The 20,497-nt window shown below is 73.6% G+C and carries 15 protein-coding genes and 2 pseudogenes; 4 read left to right on the forward strand and 13 right to left on the reverse strand.

Annotation, left to right across the window (positions count from 1 at the left end):
- The 4 genes and pseudogenes from ACIPSC_RS32390 to ACIPSC_RS32405 all read left to right on the forward strand — a co-directional run.
- A pseudogene (locus ACIPSC_RS32390) lies at nucleotides 1-433 on the forward strand (M23 family peptidase); the annotation flags it as partial.
- Between the two features lie 313 nt (nucleotides 434-746).
- Complete coding sequence (locus ACIPSC_RS32395; RefSeq protein WP_400831249.1) at nucleotides 747-1,514, forward strand: serine/threonine protein kinase; 768 nt, start codon at nucleotides 747-749, stop codon at nucleotides 1,512-1,514.
- An 8-nt stretch (nucleotides 1,515-1,522) separates the two neighbouring features.
- Nucleotides 1,523-2,884, forward strand: coding sequence for a serine/threonine-protein kinase (locus ACIPSC_RS32400; protein WP_400831251.1), 1,362 nt, complete (start codon nucleotides 1,523-1,525; stop codon nucleotides 2,882-2,884).
- A gap of 168 nt (nucleotides 2,885-3,052) precedes the next feature.
- On the forward strand, nucleotides 3,053-4,123 hold the full coding sequence (locus ACIPSC_RS32405; protein WP_400831254.1) for a BTAD domain-containing putative transcriptional regulator: 1,071 nt from the start codon (nucleotides 3,053-3,055) through the stop codon (nucleotides 4,121-4,123).
- A gap of 23 nt (nucleotides 4,124-4,146) precedes the next feature.
- Here ACIPSC_RS32405 and ACIPSC_RS32410 read toward each other — a convergent pair whose 3' ends face one another.
- The 13 genes and pseudogenes from ACIPSC_RS32410 to ACIPSC_RS32470 form a co-directional block, all read right to left on the reverse strand.
- On the reverse strand, nucleotides 4,147-5,229 hold the full coding sequence (locus tag ACIPSC_RS32410) for an alpha/beta hydrolase (RefSeq protein ID WP_400831257.1): 1,083 nt from the start codon (nucleotides 5,227-5,229) through the stop codon (nucleotides 4,147-4,149).
- A gap of 41 nt (nucleotides 5,230-5,270) precedes the next feature.
- Nucleotides 5,271-7,796: a penicillin acylase family protein gene (locus tag ACIPSC_RS32415; protein ID WP_400831261.1), complete on the reverse strand. Its 2,526-nt coding sequence runs from the start codon at nucleotides 7,794-7,796 to the stop codon at nucleotides 5,271-5,273.
- Nucleotides 7,797-8,012: 216 nt separating this feature from the next.
- Nucleotides 8,013-8,681 (reverse strand): cutinase family protein, encoded by a 669-nt coding sequence (locus ACIPSC_RS32420; protein WP_400831263.1) that lies wholly within the window; start codon nucleotides 8,679-8,681, stop codon nucleotides 8,013-8,015.
- A 139-nt stretch (nucleotides 8,682-8,820) separates the two neighbouring features.
- Nucleotides 8,821-9,066: a hypothetical protein gene (locus ACIPSC_RS32425; RefSeq protein ID WP_400831265.1), complete on the reverse strand. Its 246-nt coding sequence runs from the start codon at nucleotides 9,064-9,066 to the stop codon at nucleotides 8,821-8,823.
- A gap of 50 nt (nucleotides 9,067-9,116) precedes the next feature.
- A complete protein-coding gene (locus ACIPSC_RS32430) occupies nucleotides 9,117-10,730 on the reverse strand; it encodes an amidohydrolase (RefSeq protein WP_400831267.1) in 1,614 nt (537 codons plus the stop codon).
- 76 nt (nucleotides 10,731-10,806) lie between these two features.
- Nucleotides 10,807-11,670: a PaaX family transcriptional regulator C-terminal domain-containing protein gene (locus ACIPSC_RS32435; RefSeq protein WP_400831270.1), complete on the reverse strand. Its 864-nt coding sequence runs from the start codon at nucleotides 11,668-11,670 to the stop codon at nucleotides 10,807-10,809.
- 69 nt (nucleotides 11,671-11,739) lie between these two features.
- Complete coding sequence (locus tag ACIPSC_RS32440) at nucleotides 11,740-12,648, reverse strand: Asp/Glu racemase (protein ID WP_400831274.1); 909 nt, start codon at nucleotides 12,646-12,648, stop codon at nucleotides 11,740-11,742.
- Nucleotides 12,645-13,580: a fumarylacetoacetate hydrolase family protein gene (locus ACIPSC_RS32445; RefSeq protein WP_400831277.1), complete on the reverse strand. Its 936-nt coding sequence runs from the start codon at nucleotides 13,578-13,580 to the stop codon at nucleotides 12,645-12,647. The genes ACIPSC_RS32440 and ACIPSC_RS32445 overlap by 4 nt, the downstream gene beginning before the upstream one ends.
- A gap of 11 nt (nucleotides 13,581-13,591) precedes the next feature.
- A complete protein-coding gene (locus ACIPSC_RS32450) occupies nucleotides 13,592-14,704 on the reverse strand; it encodes a cupin domain-containing protein (RefSeq protein WP_400831280.1) in 1,113 nt (370 codons plus the stop codon).
- Entirely contained in the window at nucleotides 14,701-15,786 is a 1,086-nt protein-coding gene (locus ACIPSC_RS32455; protein WP_400831282.1) for a carbon-nitrogen hydrolase family protein, read from the reverse strand. Before ACIPSC_RS32455 ends, ACIPSC_RS32450 begins: the two co-directional genes overlap by 4 nt.
- A gap of 11 nt (nucleotides 15,787-15,797) precedes the next feature.
- Nucleotides 15,798-18,314: an FAD-dependent monooxygenase gene (locus ACIPSC_RS32460; RefSeq protein WP_400831285.1), complete on the reverse strand. Its 2,517-nt coding sequence runs from the start codon at nucleotides 18,312-18,314 to the stop codon at nucleotides 15,798-15,800.
- Between the two features lie 17 nt (nucleotides 18,315-18,331).
- The gene (locus ACIPSC_RS32465; RefSeq protein WP_400831481.1) at nucleotides 18,332-18,748 is read right to left on the reverse strand and encodes an acyl-CoA thioesterase; all 417 of its coding nucleotides are present in this window, start codon (nucleotides 18,746-18,748) and stop codon (nucleotides 18,332-18,334) included.
- A 6-nt stretch (nucleotides 18,749-18,754) separates the two neighbouring features.
- Nucleotides 18,755-20,359: pseudogene (locus ACIPSC_RS32470) on the reverse strand (AMP-binding protein); the annotation flags it as partial.
- Between the last annotated feature and the right edge of the window lie 138 nt (nucleotides 20,360-20,497).

The raw sequence follows: 20,497 nt of genomic DNA on the forward strand, positions 1-20,497 counted from the left end.
AGGCGGCGGCCACGACCTCACCGTCGACCACAACCAGGACGGCCGCCTCGAAGTCTTCGCCTCCGGACCCGTCGGCATCTTCCACAAGTACCAGACCGCACCCAACAGCGGCTGGTCCGACTGGGAACCCGCCGGCGGACCCGCCGACTCCCGACTCACCAGTGAGCGTTCGCCCGACGGGCGGGTGGAGGTGTTCGCCATCAACGGCAGCACGGCGCAGCACCTCTGGCAGACCGGCGTCAACGCGCCCTACGGCCCGTGGGAGACCTTCGGCGGCGCCGGCACCGAGATCGTCGCCACGGCCAACGCCGACGGCCGGATCGAGGTCTTCGGCACCAGCAACACCGGCGTCCACCACAAGTGGCAGACCGGATTCTCCACCTGGTCCGACTGGACCTGGCTCAACACCACCGCCGGCCCCGCCGTCCCCTGACCCCACCGGCACCCCTGGAGAACAACGATGTCCCCGACCAGCAGGCACGGCCTGCTGCGGGCGGCCGGAGCGGGAGCACGCGTGCTCCCGCTCGCGGGCCGTACCGCCACGGCGGCGCCGATGCGCTGACCGTCCGCCCCGTCTTCACGTCCGCACGCCCGCACGCACACCCGTCCGTGCGCTCCCCGGCTTCCCCGTCACGTGGCCTGCGCCACCATACGGTTTATTGTCATGCTCAAGGAGGTAACGTTCCGTCCGTCCGACAATGATCGGCAGGCGAAACGGGGGAAGCAGTGCGCGGGACGGAGGAGCGGTGAGCGGGATTCTCGTCCACCTGCCGGAGGGGAACGGCGAGGACGCGGTGACCTTGCGGCTCGGTCCGGGAGAGCGGGCACGCTTCGGCCGCGGCTCCGCCGGAACGCCGGTGGAGCTCCGACTCGGCGACGAGACGGTCTCCCGGCTCGCAGGCGAGATCCACGCGACCGACGACCACTGGCAGTTGAGCAACCTCAGCAGCACCCACACCTACCTGGTGGAGAACCCGGAGGGCGCCGGCGAGTACCTGCGGGTGCCGCCGCGACGCATCGGCGCGCCGATCCCGTTCGAGTTCTCCCGGGTGGTGCTGCCCTCGCGGCGTGAAACGCCGCTGTCCTTCCAGGTGTTCGCGCCCGACCACGTCTACCTGGACCCGCACGCCCGCGGTGGCGGATCCTGGGAGAGCCGCACCATGACGGCGTACTCGCTGGACGAGACCGCCACCTACTTCCTCGTCCTGGTCGCGCTCTGCGAGCCGTGGCTGCGTGACCGCTCCCCCGCCGCCGTGCCCACCACCCCCCAGGTGGTCGCACGGCTGCGCGACCACCCCGCCTGCGCCCGGCTCACCGCCCGCGCGGTCAGCTCGCACCTCGACTACCTCGCCGACGAGAAGCTCCGCATCGACCTGCCGGACGACGCGAGCCGTGCGGACCGCCGCAGCGGCAAGCGCGAGGCCGTCGTGGGGCTCGCCCTGAAGTTCGGCATCGTCCGCGAGGAGCACCTGGCGCTCCTGCCGCGCACCGAAGCCGCCGAGCCCCGGAGGTAGGGGCCCCGATGGTGCACGCCCCGGACTTTCGCGGGTCCGGCCAGGAACTGCTGCCCGCCGGCCACCGGATCGGCGACTGGATCGTCACCGAGCCCATCGGCGAAGGGGGCTGGGCCACCGTCTACGCCGCCCGCCGGGCCGAGGACGCCACCGGTGCCGACGGCCCGGACCGCGCGGCCGCCGTGGACGACACGGTGGCCCTCAAGGTGCTGCCGACCGCCGGACTCGCCCCCCGCCAGGCCCGTCAGGTCGCCGAAGCCGCCCGCCGCGAAGCGGAGTTGGCCCGCACCGCCCCGCACCCCCGGTTGGTCCGTCTGCTCGGCACCCTCACCCTGGCCGCCCCCGACCACCCCGGGCTCGACGGCGCGATCGTCCTGGTGATGGAACGCGCCCGGGGCACCCTGCGCGACGTGCTCGCCACCGGCGTCGACGAGGCCCGGGGCGGCCGGATCATCGCCGGCATCTGCGAGGGCCTGGCCCACCTGCACCGCTCCGGCTGGGTCCACACCGACCTCAAACCCGAGAACGTCCTCATCGGCGAGGACGGCGAGGTCCGCCTCTCCGACTTCGGCCTCGCCATCGAACTCACCGGCACCCACGGCCACTCCGCCCCCATGGGCACACCCGACTACCTGCCGCCGGAGCGCTGGAAGGAACCGCTCGGCGAGCACGGCGTCAAGATCCGGCCCACCGCGGACATCTGGGCGCTCGGCATCGTGATCCACGAGGTGTTCGCCGCCGGTGTCCCGCCCTTCCCCGGCGCCACCCCCACCGCCCGCAGCGCCGCCGCCCAGCAGTACGCCGAAGGCCGCGCCGCCCTGCGCCTGGCCCCCGAGTTGCCCCCGTTCTGGCGCGCCCTCGCCGTCGACTGCCTCGCGCCCACCCACGCCGCCCGCGCCCCGCACACCGCCGAGAGCCTGCTCGCCCGCATCCGCGCCGACCGGGGCGGCCGCCGCCACCGCCGCCCACGACCGCGCACCACCCTGCTCGCCCTCGCCACCTGCGCCACGGCCGCGGCCGCCGCCGTCGTGTTCTGGCCGCACTCCGGCTCGGACGAACACCCCACCCGCGTCCGGGTCTTCAACGCCGAACGCAGCTGCCAGGACCGCACCGACCGCGACCCCCGGTGCAGCCTCGGCCTCGCCGTCGACCCCCTGCGCCCCTACACCGCCGAGAACGTCGTCCCCACCCGCGTCTGGCACAACGACCTCCTCGACGCCGACTGCCAACTCCCCACCGGCCTTCCCGTCATCGACGAGGAGGACCGCACCTCAACCCTCTGGTACCGCGTCCGCCTCCCCGGCCCCACCACCGCCTGGCTCCCCGCCGTCCGCACCAAGGACCACCCCGCCCTCGCCCGCTGCCCCTGACCGGGTGTCCGCGGTCCTGACGGGTTGCCGGCGGCGGGGGCCGGGTGTCCGTGGCGGGGGCCGCCGCACGTGCTCCTCCGGATCGTTCCGGATTCCGGGCCCGAGGCTCCCGTCACTACCGTCGACGGCGTCCGCCGGACCGGCCGGCCCGGAGTCCAGGGAGCAGCGATGCCGACGACCGCCACCACCAGCCGGCCGAGCGCCGCCGCGCTCGGGCCCCGAGAGCGCGACGTGCTCCACGCGGTCGGCTGCGGCCTGCGGGACGACGAGATCGCCGCCGCACTCGCCATCTCCGAGGAGGCCGTGACCGGGTGCGTCGCGCGGATCCTCGGGAAGCTCGGGCTGCGTGACCGGGCCGCCGCCATCGTCCACGCCTTCGACTGCGGACTGGTCGCCCCCGGCTGCGGCCCCCGCACGCGGGCGGTGGGCCCGGTCCGACGCGGCGCCGCCGGCCGGGCGGCCGGACCGAAGGTGCAGATCTCCGTACTCGGACCGCTGCGGGCCCGGTGGGACGGGCGGTCCCTGGAGCTGGGGCACCTGCGCCAGCAGGCCGTGCTGGCGGCACTGGCGCTGCACGCGGGGCGGACCGTCAGCCAGCAGGAACTGCTCGACGGCGTCTGGGGGCTGGAGCAGCCGGTCACGAACGTAGTGCCGGTCCACATCTACCGCCTCCGCAAGACCCTGCGCATCGGGGACAGCCCGGACTCGGTGATCGAGCACGACCGGTGCGGCTACCGGCTGGTCCCCGGCGCGGTCGAAGTGGACCTGACGCGCATGGAGAGCCTGGTCACCGACGCCGCGGCGGCCCGTCGGGCGGGCGACCCGGCCGAGGCGGTCCGCCTCTGCGCCCGGGCGCTGGACCTGTTCCGCGGCGAGCTCCTGGCCGGGCTGCCCGGCCCGCTGGCCGAGTTGGAGCGGCTGCGGCTCGCCGAGCGCAGGATCGCCGTCGCTCAGCGGAAGTTGGAGTGGCAGCTGCAGCTGGGCCAGTGCGCCGAGGCGACCGCCGAGCTGTTCGCCCTGTCCACGGCGCATCCCCTGAACGAGCCGGTGGCCGCGATGCTGATGGGTGCGCTGTACCGCAGCGGCCGACAGGCCGACGCCTTGGCCGTGTTCGACCGCGCCCGCCGCCGGCTGGCCGACGACCTGGGGGTTGCGCCGAGCCGGCTGCTGCGCCGGACGCACCGGCTGATCCTGAGCGGGGAGGAGGTCGGCCCGGGCCTCACCGCAGCCGTGCGGTGAGGCCCGGGTACCGTCGGCCGCGCTCAGGAGGCGAAGGCCCGTTCCAGCCGGGGGATCAGGTCCCGGAGGTCCTGTTCCCAGCAGCCCGCGTTGTGGCCCCCGTTGCACTGGGTGCCCCAGCCGGACCCGTCGCCGTAGTCGACGTAGTGGTACGGCATGCCCAGGGCGTCCATGCGGTCCTTGACGTGCTTGGACGCGCCTTCGAGCCAGAACTCCAGGTCGGTGGGCACGCCGCGTCCGTTGCCCACGTAGATGGAGACTCCGACGCCGGCGAGCCTGTCCATGTGCTGGGACGGGTCGGCCGCGTTCCACCGCCAGTCCACGTTGAAGACCGGGTAGGGCGAGCCGAACAGGGCGTCGCTGTCCACGCCGGGCTTGTAGGGGTCGTTCGCGGGGTCGCCGCAGAATCCGGAGGCCGAGCCGCAGATCGCGCCCTGCGCGTCGATGAGGGAGGCGACCACGGCCAGCCGTAGGTCCATGGAGTCGGCCGACAGGTCGATGTCCCCCGACAGGGACGCGGTCTGGCTGAACAGTTCGGGGTGGTCCTGGGCGTAGTGGAGGGCCCCGAAGCCGCCCATGGAGACGCCCGCGACGGCCCTGGCCTTCTTGGCGGCGACGGTCCGCAGGTTCGCGTCGATGAACGGGATCACCTGCTGGAGGTGGAAGTTCTCCCAGTTCTGGGCTCCGAGCTGGGTGTTCTGGTTGAGCCAGTTGGCGTACCAGCCCCGGGCGCCGCCGTCCGGGATGACGGTGATCATCGAGTTGGACATGGTCAGCGCCGGGTAGTTCTGCTGGACGGGGTCGTCGGGCGAGCCGTGCAGGAAGTACAGCACCGGGTAGCGCCTGGTCGGGTCGTCGTAGTACCCGCTCGGCAGGATGATCTTGATGTGGTGCCGGCCCGTGACCTCGGGAGTGGTCACGGTGAGGTAGAAGTCGGTCGGCCCGCCCACGGCCGGCTCGACCTGGGTCAGGCCGAACCCGTTCGCCATCGGCGGCGGCGCCCCGGTGCCGCCGGCGGCCCGTGCCGTGCCCGCCGTCGTGGCCGTCGCCAGGACGGCGGCCAGCAGGGCCACCACCGTGCGCCACCGGCTCGATGTCCTCGTCACGGTGTTCCCCCTTGTCGGTGTCGTCGTTGCGCGGCGCGGGATCATCGGTCCAGGACCTTGATCTCCAGCGCCGGTGAGGCCGCGATCTGCTCCTCGGTGTATCGCTCGGTCACCCACTGGCCGGCCGAGAACAGCTTGGTCTGGTCCGCGTAGTGCGGCGAGTTCGGGTTGGCCGACTGCGAGTAGGCCAGCAGCGAGGCGGACTGCGGCGGGCCGTCGGCGGTGAACCGCGTCTCCTGGACGAAGCTGGAGCCGAAGGTGATGTCCAGTTTTCCGTCGACCGTCCCGGGCGTGACCACGTTCAGCACGCCCAGTTCGTGGATCGCCCCGTGGATCGGGATCTGCTCGGCATTGCGGGTGATCTTCTGGACGTCCGACAGCGGCGCGTTCAGCGGAACGCCCGCGTTGCGCAGCGCGAGCACCGCCCGGCCGAGCGCGTCGCGGACGGCGGAGCTCCCGGGGTCCAGCGAGTTGGGCGTGTGCACCGGGTCCTTGGGGTCGAAGGGAACCCGCCAGGGCAGCTTCTCGATCGCCTGCCCGTTGGTCAGGAAGTACCAGAGGTTCTCGAACAGCCAGGACCCCCGGCTGTCCGCGGTGTACTTGTGGTTCCAGGCGGCCAGGATCGGGCAGGCCTCGCTCACGTTGACCAGGTTGCCGTCCACCAGGACGAGCCCGAAGGGCTGGCTGCGGCACGAGCTCACCGTGGCGTTGAGGGCCAGGTCGGCCGCCCTGCTGTTGTCGGCGAACAGCAACTGCCGCATGGTCTCCGGGGTGAAGCCCCGGCCCGGCAGGCCGTCACTGCCGCTGATCCGGTTCTGCGCGGTCAGGATCAGCTCCTGGGTGCGCAGCGAGCGGGGCGCTGCGGTGTCGCCCATCACCCGGGGGAAGGACAGCGGCTGCTCGGGGTTGGCCAGCCAGGCGCTGTCATTGGCGTTGCCCACGAAGTCGGACCGGATCAGGCGCGGCTGCTTGTGCGGGTCCAGCAGCCCCGGCGCGACGGCGTTCGGATCGTCGGGCCAGTCGCACGCGCTGCGCTTGCCGTCGAAGATCGAGACCGGCGGCACGTTGGGCAGCCGCAGCTGCTGGTTGAACAGCACCTGGCCGGTCAGGGTGAGGCAGGACTGCGCGTGCTCGTCGGTGATGTTCGGGGCGGCCTGGATGTCCGCGTACAGCGCGTTGCCCTTGCGGTCGGAGGCGACAGTGTTGAAGAACGGCACGCCCTGCGTGGTCTCCAGGGTGCTCACCACGTCGTTGACGTCCTTGGCCCGGTCGAGGTGGAACCAGGTGTTCAACGCCCGCAGGTTGTCCATGTTCGCGTCGCGCACCGCGTGCGCGCTCACCACCCAGGGCAGCGCGACGCCGAGCACCGAGGTGGTGATCGGGCCGTAGCGGGTGGACCACAGCGTCCGGGTGACCCTGCCGATGGAGCCGTCCGGATTCAGCACGTCGACGCCGACCTGCTGCGAGGTCATCTGCTGCCAGCCGCCGTCCACCAGGTAGTTGGTCGGGTGCAGCGGGTCCACCTGCACGTCGAACAGCCCGAACGGGGCCACCGTGGCGACGGTGTGGCTCCAGGCGACGTCGTCGGTGTGCCCGATGTTCACCGCGGGGAGTCCGAGCAGGCTGGCCCCGGAGACGTTGATCTTCCCCGGGATGGTCAGCTGGCTCTGCCACATCCGGTTCTTGCCCTGCCAGGGGAAGTGCGGGTTGGCCAGCATCATGCTGGTGCCGGTGCCCGCGGCCACGCCCTGCGACCCGACCGCCAGGGCGTTGCTGCCCATGCTGCCCTGTTGCCGGCTCGCGGCCATGGCCTCGCGGATCTTCGCCGCGGTCTCCTCGGGGGAGGCCGCCGGCGCCGCGGCGGCGGACGGCGCGGCAGCGGACGGCGCGGCGGCGGAGGCTCCCGGGGGTGCGGCGTTCACCTCGCCGTCCAGCAGCGGATCGGCGCTGCCCATGATGATCTCGGCGTGCGCGTGCCGGTAGACGTCCAGCTCGGTGATCGGCCGCACCCAGGCCGCGCCGCGGCAGGCCGGGTCGGAGAGGTTGTTGACGCCGGTCTCGGCCAGGTACCTGTTGTACCCCTGGACATAGCCGCGGATGGCCTCCTTGACCTCCGGCTCCGGCCCGTTGGGGGCGGGCTGGTCGAGCAGCCGCTCCACCACCCGGTTGTCGTTCATCCGCTGGAAGTACAGGTCGCTGTTGAGGTTGGTGGTGCCGTTCTGGTTCTGGCCGGGACTCGCCCTGCCGTCGGCCCCCAGGTAGCGGGACCGCTGGGCGTTGACCATCAGGTAGGTGTCGGCCAGGGTGCAGATGTTGTCCTTGGCCGCCGCGTAGCCGTACCCCTCGCCCAGCCCCTCCATGGTCGAGGCGATGATGTGCGGGATCCCGTACTCGGTGTACCGGATCGTCGGCCGGTCCGGCCCCGTCCCCGTCCCCGGCTGGGCGGCCGGTGTCCCGGCGGCCGTCGTTCCGGTGGCCGGTGTCCCGGCTGCCGCCGCCGTGCTCATCAGGGCCAGCGCGGCCATGACCGTGATCGGCAGCCTCGCTCTGAGCCTGCTCCGTGCCATCGAGTCGTCCTTCCCCCTGCGGTCCGGCGTTTGACTGAACGCGACCAGGCTAGGGAGGGCCGATGACATCCCGATGAAGCGGTCGCACCCGGGGCGGCGCTGCGGGGTGCCGGGGAGCCGGAAACAGATCACCGCCTGTCGGCGGCCGGACGTTCCCGGCCGCCGACAGGCGGTGAAGGAGTTCGGCCACGGACCCGGCCGACGGGCGTTCCGTGCTTACGCGGGATACCAGGCGCCGTTGTACCAGACCTCGTTGGCGCTGTCGTTGTGGTGATCCATGTTGAAGTCTTCGGGGTAGTTGTGGACGTGGTTGTACGGGTAGGTCCAGATGCCGGCCGACTCGTCGCAGACGTAGTCCCAGTGGCAGATCGTCTTGACCGGCACGTTGCCGAAGAACTTGTCGGCACCTGCGAGCGGCGCTCCGATGAAGCCGCCGAACGGCACGGCCCCGCCGTTGGCCCCGGGCGGGCCCTGGCGCTTGGGGTCCGAGACGAGGACGGCGTTGACGTTGTCGAAGGTCTGCCAGTTCTCGGTGACCCAGACGTGCACCACCCCGGCCCCCAGCGAGTACCCGCCGATCTTGACGTGCTGGCCCGGGCACGCCGCGCGCTGGTCGCGGACCAGCCGGTTCAGCTCGTTGACGCCCGCCCGCGTGCTGGCACCGTTGGGGATCTGGGTCGGATACCCGACGTGCTGCTGGATGTTGCCGGTGAACCCGTCGTTGTTCCACGAGCTGCCGGTGCCCCCGACCACGATCGTGTAGGTGCCCTCGCACGGAGCCGTCACGCGCGTGGTGGCCCCCTGTGCCGTGGCCCCCTGTGCCGCTGTCAGCCCGACCGTCAGCAGGATTCCGGCTGCCGCGGCCGCGATCCGTCGTGCTCGCATTCGTTCCTCCCCACGCAGTCGGCCCACACGCCCGCTCTCCGGTGCGGCACGCGGTCGGCCGAGATCACGGGGACGACAGTGACAGCGCCCGATGACAGCACGATGAAGCGGCGGATCAGCACACTCTCGGTCGGTGGCGTCAGGCCAGGCGGTAGAGGACGGGCATGGAGCCGGTGCGGTTGACCAGCAGGTTGGTCAGGACGAAGCTGCGGAAGCCGGGCCTGGCGAGTTGGCGGAGCAGGAACCTGGGCACACCGATGTCCCAGCGGGCGTGGTTGACGAAGGCGTAGTCGGCCTCGCCGATGGGCTCCAGGAGGGTCGAGTTGTCGAGACCGGTCTCGACGGCGTACCACCCGGCCAGATGGTCCCAGAGTTCGAGCGCCACTGCCGTGTCCTCGGCGACGAAGTGGTTGAAGAGGAACAGGCCGGGCCGGGTCAGCTCCGGTGGACCGTACGGCCGCCGAGGACGGTGCGGAGCGGCCTCAGCCCCGCCAGCTCGTCGGGCGGGCAGTCCAGCGGGTCGGCGGGCCAGAGGGTGAGGTCCGCCAGCGCGCCGGGGCGCAGGCTCCCGCGCGTGCCGCTCTCGCCGAGCAGCCGGGCCGCGTCGACGGTGTGCAGCGCGATCGCCTCGGCCCGGGTGATCGCGTGCTCGGCGCCCTGGGCGCCGGCCACGGTCTGCCTGGTCGTCATGCCCCAGACCGAGACCATCGCCCCGTAGGGCCCGACGGGGAAGTCGGAGCCGGCCGCCAGCAGCGCGCCCTCGTCCAGCCATTCGCGCAGCGGGAAGATGCCGCGCACCCGCTCGGCGCCCCAGGCGCGGATCTGGGCCGTCGCCGCGTCGTGCAGCAGCGGGTGCTGGACGGTGACCGGGATGCCGAGCGCGATCGCGCGCGATCGCTGGTCGGGCCGGGCCAGGCCGCCGTGTTCGACCACCAGGGTGCCCGGGGCCAGGCCCGGGCGGTCCTTGAGCACCTGCTCGAAGACGTCCAGCAGCGTACGGAGGCCTCGGTCGCCCCAGGCGTGCACGCCGACCCGCCAACCGCGCGCGACCACCCGGTCGACCGCCGCGGCCAGCTCCTCCGGCTCCCAGAGCAGGGTGCCGTGGTAGCACGGGCGGCCCTCGTACGGCTCGTCCAGCGCACCCGCCTCGATGCCGCCGTCGATGCCGAACTTGACGCCCCAGACGCTCAACCACGCGTCGCTCTCGGCCCGCCAGGGCTCCATCCGGTCGAGCAGTTCGTCCACCTGCCCGGGCGTGCGGGCGCCGAAGCCGGAGACCAGGGCGCGCACCCGTACGCTCAGCGCACCGGCCTGCCGGGCCGCGCGCAGCACGTCGAGGTCCTCCACCGGGACGAGGCAGTCGCGGACGGTGCCGATCCCGGTCGCGGCGTAGTCGGCGGACGCGGCCCGCAGGCCGTCGATCCGGTCGGCGAGCGCGGGGCGCGGCAGGACCCGTTCGGCCAGTGCGACCGCCTTGTCGACCAGCCGGCCGGTCAGCCGGCCCTGCTCGTCCCGCTCGATCACGCCGCCGGGCGGGGGTTCGGTGGCGGCGGTGATGCCGGCCAGGCGCAGCGCGGGGGTGTTGAGCACCATGTTGTAGGCGCCGCGCCGCACCAGCACCGGGTGCCGGTCGGTGGCCGCGTCCAGTTCCTCGGTGCGGGGCAGGCGCTGTTCGGCGAGGTTGACCTCCTGCCAGTTGATCGTGGTGCGGATCCACTGCCCGGGGGGCGTGTTCGCGGCCCGTTCGCGGATCAGGCCGAGGAACTCGCCGAGGTCGCGGGCCCGGTGGACCGGCACGTCGTGGACGCTGTGCGCGGCGAGGATCAAGTGCGTGTGGGTGTCGTCGAAGGCGGGCAGTACGGTGGCGCCGGGCACGTCCAGCACCTCCGTCCCCGGGCCGATCAGGTGGTCCAGGCCGTCGGCCGCGGCGGACAGTGCGGTGATCCGGTCGCCGGTGACGGCCAGCGCACGGCGCGGCGCCTCGCCGGGGACGAGCGTGTGGACGGTGCCGGACCGGATCAGCAGGTCGGCGGGGGCGTGGTCGGTCACGGCGGCATCTCCTCCGGCGTCATGGCGTCTGGTCGGGCTGCGGGTCGGGGCTGCGGCGATACTTGTGCGGATGCGGTCATGGCCAAGGCTGTGGCTGTGGCCGGGCGTCGAGCGCCGGGCGCGACAGGCCGGTGAGCTGCTCGACGTGCCGGAGACCGGGTCCGGCGAGCAGCCCGTGCAGTTCGGTGAAGACCGCGCGGGCCGCGACGGCGTTCCACTCCGGCGGCAGCAGCGGCGCCGGCAGCCCCGGGTCGAGATAGGGCAGCCGGCGCCACTGGGTGAGCATCGGGACGTACGCGCGGAACGCCTCGACCGGCTCGATCAGCGCGTGCGGGCGCAGGCCGGCGGCCACCTGCCCCCAGGCCTCGGTGAACTCGGCGTACTGCGCCTCGATCGCCGGGAAGTCCCACCAGGAGCCGACTGCCGAGCGCAGTTCGGCGAACCCGGCGTACTCGGACAGGAAGAGGTGGACGTACGCGCTCAGTCCGAGCCGCTCCAGCAGCCGCCGGGCGTCCGGCAGCACCCGGGCGGGCGCCAGCCAGACCCCTGGGGCGGCGTTGCCGAAGCCGAGCCAGCCCAGCCGCGACCGCAACTGGTGGCGGCTGGCCCGCTCCGACTCGGGGACGGAGAAGACCGCGACCACCCAGCCGTCCGCGAGCTCGGCGGGCGCCAGGCTGTGGAAGATCCGGCGGTCGCCCTCGTCGAAGACCGGGCCCATCGCCGGGCTCAGCCGGTAGCCGGTGCCCGCGCGCCGCTCCTGCAACAGGGTGCCGGCCTTCTTCAGCCGCGAGATCGCCGACCGGACGGCGGGCGCGTCGACGTCCAGTTCGGCCATCAGCGCGATCAGGTCGGCTATCGAGATCCAGCCGCCGAGCCGCCGCACGAACTCGCCGTAGATGGTGTGGATCAGGGAGCTGGGGCGTGGCGTGTTCTCCGGCATGGCGGCCCTCCTCCCGTCGTGGCCTCGCGGGCGCGCGGCGGCGCCGGCGTCCGCGGCCGTCCGGCGTGATCATACTGTCGGAGCGCAGCCAAGTGGTCCGGACGGCGGGACGACGGGCGGCTGCGGCACGGCCGGCGGCTGCGGGATTGCGGGCGGCTGCGGGAATGCCTCCGGTGGCCGGGACGGCGGCGCGGTGGGCGCCGAGCCCGGGACCGGCGACGGGCTCCCCGCGTAGGCGCCGGAGAGCAGCGCCCCCGCCCCGGGGGCGAAGGCGGGCAGCCCGAGCGCACGCAGCAGCTGGTGGACGGTGCAGATCGCCGCGGAGACCACCGGCTTGCCGAGCCGCTGCTCGGCCTCCTCGACGGCCGCCAGCGAGGGCATCTGCACGCAGGCGGAGAGCACCACGGCGTCCGCCTCGGCGTGCGCCAGGCGGGCGGCGATCCCGGGCAGCCGGGCCGGGTCGTGGGCGGCGACCGCCAGGTTGTCGGGGATCTCCAGGGCCGCGTGGTCGGTCACCGTGATGCCCTCGTGCGCCAGGTAGTCCACCACCGTCCGGGCGAGTGGTCGCAGGTAGGGGGCGACCAGCGCGACCTTCTTCGCCCCGAGGACGTGCAGCCCGGCCACCAGGGCGCCGGCGCTGGTCACCACCGGCGCCGGTGCGCCGTTCTCGACGGTGCGCCGGTGCAGCCGCTGCTCGGACTCCCGGTGGTAGCCGGGCCCGTTGCTCATGACGGCCACCAGGCAGGCGTAGCCGAGCACGTCGACCCGGGCGTCGGAGAGTTCGAGCGCACAGCGGTCCGAGTCGGCGTCCATCGCGCGCAGTTGCTCGGGGGTGACCCTGGTCATCCGCATCCGGCTGGAGTGGAAGGTGAAGCGCTCGGGGGCGACCTTCTCCCTGGCCCGCAGCAGGGCCGGGACCTCGGTCTCCATGGTGACGTTGGAGCTCGGGACGATCTGGCCGATCCGGTAGGTGGTCACGCGCCCGCCCCGTCGTCGTGGCCGCCGTCGTCGTGGCCGCGCGCGTCGACGACCGGGTTGGCGAGCGTGCCGATCCGCTCGACGGTGGCCTCCACCAGGTCGCCGGGCTGCAGGAACTGCGGCGGGACGAGGCCGGCGCCGACGCCGGACGGCGAACCGGTGGAGATCACGTCACCGGGCTCCAGGGTCATGCCGGAGGAGATGTCGGCGATCAGCCGGGCGACGCCGAAGAGCATGTGGCGGGTGTTGGAGTCCTGCTTGGTCACGCCGTTGACCTTGAGCGAGAGGTCGAGGTTCTGCGGGTCGGGGATCTCGTCGGCGGTGACCACGACCGGTCCGAACGGGCAGTAGGAGTCCTGGCCCTTGGAGAAGAACCACTGCCCGGAGCGGCGCTGGTCGCGCGCGCTGATGTCGTTGACGATGCTGTAGCCGAAGACGTGCCGCAGCGCCTCGGCCTCGGTGACCCGGCTGGCGGTCCGGCCGATCACCACGGCCAGTTCGCACTCCCAGTCGAGCTGCTTGGTCAGGTCGGCGTTGTGCAGGATCGGCCCGCCGGGGCCGGTGACGGCGGTGGCCGGCTTGCCGAACAATACCGGGCGGTCCGGCAGTTCGCGCTCGGTGTCGAGCGAGCGGTGCGACTCCTCGACGTGCTCGACGTAGTTGAGGCCGACTCCGACGATCTTGCCGGGCCGCAGCGGCGCACAGAGCGTGACGCCGGAGAGCGGCAGCCAGGCGTCGGCCGGCGCGCCGGCCAGCAGTCCGCGGACGGTGGCCAGGGCGGGTCCGCCGGCCCGGATCAGCGCGAGCAGATCGCCGGGCAGGTCGGCGCCGGCCGCGGTGGCGAGCGCCGTCAGGTCGGCCACGCGCTCGCCGCTCCGCGCGCCGAGGCGGGGCGTGTCGCCGCCGCCGGTGTGGAAGCTGAGCAGGTGCATCGAAGGGCTCCTTACGAGAGGACGGGCTGGTGGCCGCCGTTGTCCGGGTGGGCCTCCTCGCGGTACATGCCGAGCGAGCGCATCACCGGGAAGTCGTTGAACGAGAAGAGGCAGGCGTCCTCGCCCTGGTCGGCGTTCGCGTGCTCGTGCCAGGCCCAGGACGGGACCACGAAGACGTCGCCCTGCTGCCACTCGAAGCGCTGCCCGGCGATCATCGAGACGCCGCGGCCCTTGGCCGCCGTGTAGACGACCGAGCCGGTGTGCCGGTGCGCGAGGGTGGCCTGGCCCGGGCGCAGCAGTTGCAGGTGGGCGCTCATGGTCGGCATCACCGAACCGCCGGTGACCGGGTTGGCGTACTCCATGATCACGCCGTCGTACGGCGATCCCTCGCCCGCCCGGGCCAGTCGGCAGAGCGCCTCGTAGCTGGGCTCCCAGGGCCAGCCGAGCAGCGGGGAGTACGGGCGGCTCCACTTCTCGACGCCGTACGGCAGCAGGGTGCCGGCGTAGCTGAGCAGCGAGGAGTTCACCACCGTGCCGGGCTGCTGGTAGAGCTCGGGGTGGACTTCGTAGAAGCCGGCGTCGAGCGCGTTGACCAGCGGGATGTCCAGTCCGTCCTGCCAGATCACCGGTTCGTCCGAGGCCTCGTTGCCGTGCTCGTGCCAGGTGTTGTTGGGCGTGATCGCGAAGTCGCGCGGCCCGACCTTGAGCTTCTGGCCGTCCACGATCGTCCAGGCGCCGGTTCCCTCGTGGACGAACCGCAGTGCGGCGGCCTGGTGGCGGTGCGCGGTCATCGCCTCGCCCGGTCCCATGATCTGCAGGCCGGTGTACAACAGGCCGACGGCAGCGCTCAGTTCGCGTCGGCCGGGGTTGACCAGCATCACCACCCGGCGGCCGGCGTCGTCCGCCCGGACCAGCGGCAGCGCCTTGCGGACCAGCGGTGCCAGGTCCGCGTAGCGCCAGAGCACCGGGACGGACTTGGGCTGCGGGTACCAGGGTTCGATCTCGTTCGCCACCGTCCAGAGCGCGCCGGCCTCCTGCTTGGCCAACTCCTCGTAGTAGGCGGCGAGTTCGGGGCTGTCCGCGACCCTGGCCCGGCCCGGCCGGGTGTCGTCGTAGTCGTTCACGCTTCCTCCTGGTGGTGGGTGCCGCTCTCCTGCTCGGGGTGGGGCCGGCTCGCGCCTGGTCGGTAGCCGTCCGGCCGGTTCGCGCCGGGGCGGTGTCCGTCGGGGCGGTTCCCGTCGTGCCCCTCGTGGAGGTGCACGGGCCGGTGCGGAGCGGTGTCGACGTGCAGCCGGAAGACGTCGAAGCGGTTGTAGTGGCCGACGATGTCGTGCATCTGCTTGGGCTGGATGCAGCGTGCGAGGTCGATCTCGGCGTAGACGATGCCCTCGTCGTCGACCAGCGGCTCGGTGACGGGGCGCCCGTCCGGGCCGAAGACGCCGGAGAGCGCGGCGCGCGGGCGGGCGAGCTGCTTGCGCACCTGCTGGTCCTCGCCGGCCACCAGGTCGACGATCTCGGGCGAGATCGTCGAGCAGGACACCACGGTGAACACCTTGCCCTCGAAGCAGTGCGCGGCCGCGCGCAGTGCGATGGCCTCCGCCATGTCGTAGTCGTCGGGCGCGACCGGCAGCGCGATGTAGCTTGCGGCGTGTACCAGTTCGCCCTGGGCGAGCAGGGTGAAGCGAGCCAGCGGGTTGGTGTTCTCGCCGCAGGCGAGCGCCCCGAGCGGGCCGATCGGCGTGCGGTGCACCACCAGTGAGCTGCCGTCGCCCTGGGCCCAGGTCAGCTTCTCGGCCCAGGTCGGTACGAGCTTGCGGTGCACGCCGAGCAGCCGGCCGTCCGGGCCGATGGTGAGCAGCGTGTTGTACAGGGTGCCGAGCCCGGGCCCGCCGCGCTCGTTGACGCCGATCACCAGGACGACGCCGGCCCGGCGGGCGGCGGCGCAGAGCAGGTCCACGTGCGGGCCGGGGACGTCCACCGAGGCCAGGTAGAGCCGTTCGAACCAGGGTGAGCCCTGGACGGGGTTCATCGTCCAGTTCCAGTAGGGGTAGCCGGGCACGAAGACCTCGGGGAAGACCACCAGTTCGGCGCCGTGCGCGGCCGCCTCGGCGATCAGGGCCACGGCCTTGTCCACGGTGGCGTCCGGGTCCAGGTAGACGGGGGCGGCCTGGACGGCGGCGGCGGTGAAGCGGGGCAGGTGGGGCATCCGGTCCTCCCTCAGTTCGACACGGGTTCGGTGGGCTTCCGGCCGGCCTGCCCGTCCAGACCGCCGTCGTCCGGGCCGCCGGCGGCCGGGCCGTCCGCCGGCAGCCAGCGGCGGTGCACCGGAGCGGCCGCCTCCGGCAACAGCCGCAGCCGGGGCGCGACCCGGTCCGCACCGGGCCCGGGCGGTCGGCGGCTGCCCGGCTGCCAGGGCTGCGGCCAGCGCGCCCCGGGGCCGGCGTAGCCCTGCTCGGCCGCGGCGTGCAGCGTCCACAGCGGGTCGTACAGGTGGGCCCGGCCGACCGCGACCAGATCGGCCCGGCCGGCCAGCAGGACCGAGTTGGCGTCGTCGTGGCCGGAGATCGCGCCGACGGCGACGGTCGGGATCCCGGTCGCGTGGCGGATCAGGTCGGCGAACGGCACCTGGTAGCCGCGCCCGTACGGCACCTTCTGGTGCGCGACCACCTCGCCGGTGGAGACGTCCAGGGCGTCCGCGCCCGCGCCGGCCAGTGCCCGGCAGATCGCCACCGCCTCCGCCTCGGTGGTGCCGCCCGGCGCCCAGTCGGCGGCCGAGATCCGGACCACGACCGGCTTGCCGGCCGGCCAGACGGCCCGCACCGCGGCGAGCACCTCCAGGGCCAGCCGCAGCCGGTGCTCCAGCGGTCCGCCGTAGCGGTCGGTACGGTGGTTGGTCAGCGGCGAGAGGAACCCGGAGACCAGGTGCCCGTGGCCGAACTGAAGGCCCAGCACGTCGAATCCGGCCCGGTCGGCGCGGGCCGCGGCGGCCGCGAAGTCGGCGACCACGCCGGCCAGTTCCGCCACGCCGGCCGCGCGCGGCGGCGGGGCCCCCGGCTCCCAGGGCAGCGGTGAGGCGGCCAGCGTCGGCCAACCGTCCGCGAGGGGGTGCCCGATCCCGTCCGGGCCGGGGACGCTGCCGGCCGCGCGCCGACCGGCGTGGGTCAGCTGGATGCCCAGCGGGGTGTCGCCGAGCTCCCGGGCCGCGCGCACCACCGAACGCCAGGCGGCCTCCTGGGCGTCCGTCCACAGGCCCGGGCAGCGCTCGGTGGCCCGGCCCTGCGCGCTGACCGCGGTCATGCCGGTGAAGACCAGACCGGCGCCGCCGAGGACCTGCGCGCCGAGCTGGGCCCGGTCGAAGCCGCTGGGCAGCCCGTCGACGGCGGTGAAGGTGGCCAGCGGCGGTACCACGATCCGGTTGCGCAGCCGCAGCAGGCCCAGCCGCAGCGGCCGGAACATCGGCGGAACGCCGGCCGTGCCGCCGCCGGGGTCGGGGGCCGCGCCGTCGGGGGCTGCCACGCGGCCCACCCCTTCGCCGTCCGCAGCACCGCCGAAGGCCGCGTCGACGGCGTCCACGAAGGCGGCGTCCCGGGCGCGCAGGTTGCCGTAGGTGACCCGGCGGCTGCGGGTGAGCAGGTTGAAGGCGAACTGCCCCGCGCCCTGGCCGGTGTGCCGGCCGACGGTCTCGAACCACTCCAGGCTCGCCTGCGCGGCCCGCTGCGCGGACTCCACCACTGGTCGCCGCTCGCGCTCGTAGGCCACCAACGCGCCTTCGAGCAACGGGTGTTCGTGCAGTGCGGCGGCCAGCGCCAGGCCGTCCTCCAGGGCCAGTTTGGTGCCCGATCCGATCGAGAAGTGGGCGGTGTGCGCGGCGTCCCCGAGCAGCACCACGTTGCGGTGGTGCCAGCTCGCGTTGCGCACGGTGGTGAAGCGGATCCAGCGCGAGGCGTTGGGGATCAGCCGGTGCCCGTCCAGGTGCGCGGCGAGCAGTCGCTCGCACCGCAGCACGCTCGGCAGGTCGCTCTCCCCACGCCCCGACTCCCGCCCGGCCGGCTCTTCGAAGCCCGCCTTGCGCCACGCCTCCTCGGCCATCTCCACGATGAACGTCGAGCGCCGGCGGCTGTACGGATAGGCGTGCACCTGGAGTGCGCCGAAGTCGTGCTGCTCGACGATGAAGGTGAAGGCCTCGAAGACCTTGTCGGTGGCGAGCCAGATGTAGCGGCAGTGCCGCTCGTCCAGGTCGGGCCGGAAGGCCTCGGCGAGCGCCGCCCGGGTGGCCGAGCGCACGCCGTCGGCGGCCACCACCAGGTCGTACCCGGACGCCAGCCGGGCCACCGGCGGCGCGGGTGTGCGGTAGCGCACGTCCACCCCCAGCTCGGCGCAGCGCCGTTGCAGGATCGTGCGCAGCCGGTTGCGGTCCAGTGCGGCGAAGCCGTGCCCGCCGCACGTGCGGACCTGGCCGGCGTACCGGACGTCGATGTCGCTCCAGCGCGCGAACTCGGCGGACAGCGCGGCGAAGACCGGCGGGTCGGCCTGGGCGATGCCGTCCAGCGTCTCGTCCGAGAAGACCACCCCGAAGCCGTAGGCGTCGTCGCGGGCGTCGCGCTCCCACACGGTGATCTCCCGGTGCGGCGCCAACTTCTTGGCCAGTGCGGCGAAGTAGAGCCCGCCCGGCCCGGCGCCGATCACCGCGATCCGCCGCACCGCGGAGCCGGCCGGCCCGGCTCCGCCGCTCACCGGCGGCCCTCCGCCGGTCACCGGTAGCCCTCCGGCTGCTGCGGTCCGGACTCGGCAAGCGCCCGGCGCACCTCTGCGGGCCAGGGTTCGGCACCCTTGGCCTGCGCGGCGGCGTGCACCACCGACATCCGCCCGGTCGCGGCCAGGCCCAGCGGCCCGTGCACCTCGAAGGCGTAGTGCAGCGAGGAGCCGCCGACCCGCAGGACGCGCAGCTCGGTGCGGACCTGGTCGCCGAACCAGAGGCGTTCGCGGTAGTCGGCCTCGAAGTGCACGCGCGGGATCCGGCCGAAAAGCCCGGCCAGCCCGAGCCGGCGCAGCAGCACCGCCTCCGCCGCCTCGACCCAGCGCTGCACCGCCGAGAAGTGGTAGTGCCCGGCCGCGTCGGTGTCCGACCACTCCACCCGCCGCTCCACCGCCACGCTGGCCGGGTGCACGGCCGCACGGCGGCGCAGCTCGGCCCGGTGCAGCTTGCCGGTGGCGGTGCGCGGCAGTTCGGTGACGAACTCGATCTCGCGCGGGTACTTGTACGGCGCTATCGTCCGCTTCACGTGCTCCTGGAGGGCGCGGGTGGTCTCCGGCCCGGCCGGCACGCCCTCGCGCAGCACCACGTACGCCCGGACCACGCTGCCGCGCCGCTCGTCGGGCACGCCGACCACCGCGCTGTCCAGCACGTCCGGGTGGTCGGCCAGCACCTGTTCGACCTCGGGCCCGGCGATGTTGTAGCCAGCCGAGACGATCATGTCGTCGGTGCGCGCCTGGTACCAGAAGTAACCGTCGCGGTCGCGCACATAGGTGTCGCCGGTGAGGTTCCAGCCGTTGCGCACGTAGCCGAGCTGGCGCTCGTCGCGCAGGTAGCGGCAGCCGGTGGGGCCCTTGACGGCGAGCAGCCCCGGACTGCCGTCCGGCACCGGCGCGCCGTCCGCGTCGAGCACGGCGGCCCGGTAGCCGGGGACCGGCCGGCCGGTCGCGCCGGGGCGGATGTCACCGTCGGCGGCCGAGATGAACACGTGCAGCAGCTCGGTGGCCCCGATGCCGTCGACCAGCCGCTGCCCGGTGGCCGCGTGGAAGGCCTCCCAGACGGAGGCCGGCAGGTGCTCGCCGGCCGAGACGCAGCGCCGTACGCCCGCCAGCCGGCCGGCCAGCCCGGCGGCCAGGATCGCCCGGTAGGCGGTCGGCGCGGTGAACAGCACGCTGACCCGGTGCCGGGCGACCTGCTCGGTGAGCTCCTCCGGGCCGGCCTGCTCCAGCAGCAGGCTGGCGGCGCCGGCCCGCAGCGGGAAGACCACGAGCCCGCCGAGGCCGAAGGTGAAGCCGAGCGGCGGCGTGCCGGCGAAGAGGTCGTCCGGGGTCGGCCGCAGCACGTGCCGGGAGAAGGTGTCGGCGTTGGCGAGGACGTCGCGGTGGAAGTGGAGGGTGGCCTTGGGCCGGCCGGTGGTGCCGGAGGTGAAGGCGATCAGCGCCACGTCGTCGGCGGCGGTCGGCACGGCGGTGAAGCGGCCACGCCGGGCGGCGCAGCGGGCGATCAGGTCGTCCGGCCCGGGGCCGCCGTAGGCCAGGACGGTCAGGCCCGGCGGGGCGGCCCGTTCCAGCTCGGCCAGGCAGCGGTGGTCGCACAGTGCCGCGGCCGGCAGGCTGATCTCGTTCATCGCGGTCAGCTCGGGTGCCCGCAGCAGCGGCATGGTGGTGACCGCCACCATGCCGGCCTTCAGCACCCCGAGCCAGCATGCCACCAGCCAGGGGGTGTTGGGGCCGCGCAGCAGCACCCGGTTGCCGGTGGCGAGGCCCAGGTCCTCGGTCAGCACGCGGGCCACCGCGTCCGCGTTCTCGCGCAGTTCGCCGTAGCTCCACTGCTCCGTCGGAGTGAGCAGGCAGCGCCGGTCGGGGCCGAGGCGCTCGATCGACTCGTCGAGCAGGACGTGCGCGCAGTTGAGCCGGTCCGGATAGGCCAGCTCGGGGAGTTCGAAGAGAAGTTCCGGCCACTGGTCGAGCGGCGGGAGATTGTCGCGGCAGAACGTGTCCAGATGCGCTGAGGGTGTGAGCTCCATGCGGCGGCACCTCTTCGGCGAGCGGGGAGTGAAGCCAGTATCGCGCTCCGGTGACGCCAGTCAAGAGATCGATACAAACCCCGGGGGTGCCGTGCGCGGACGTGCGCCCCCCCCGGGGTGCGGCGTGCCGCACCCCGG

It is taken from the genome of Kitasatospora sp. NPDC090091, assembly GCF_044747365.1.
Lineage (GTDB): Bacteria > Actinomycetota > Actinomycetes > Streptomycetales > Streptomycetaceae > Kitasatospora.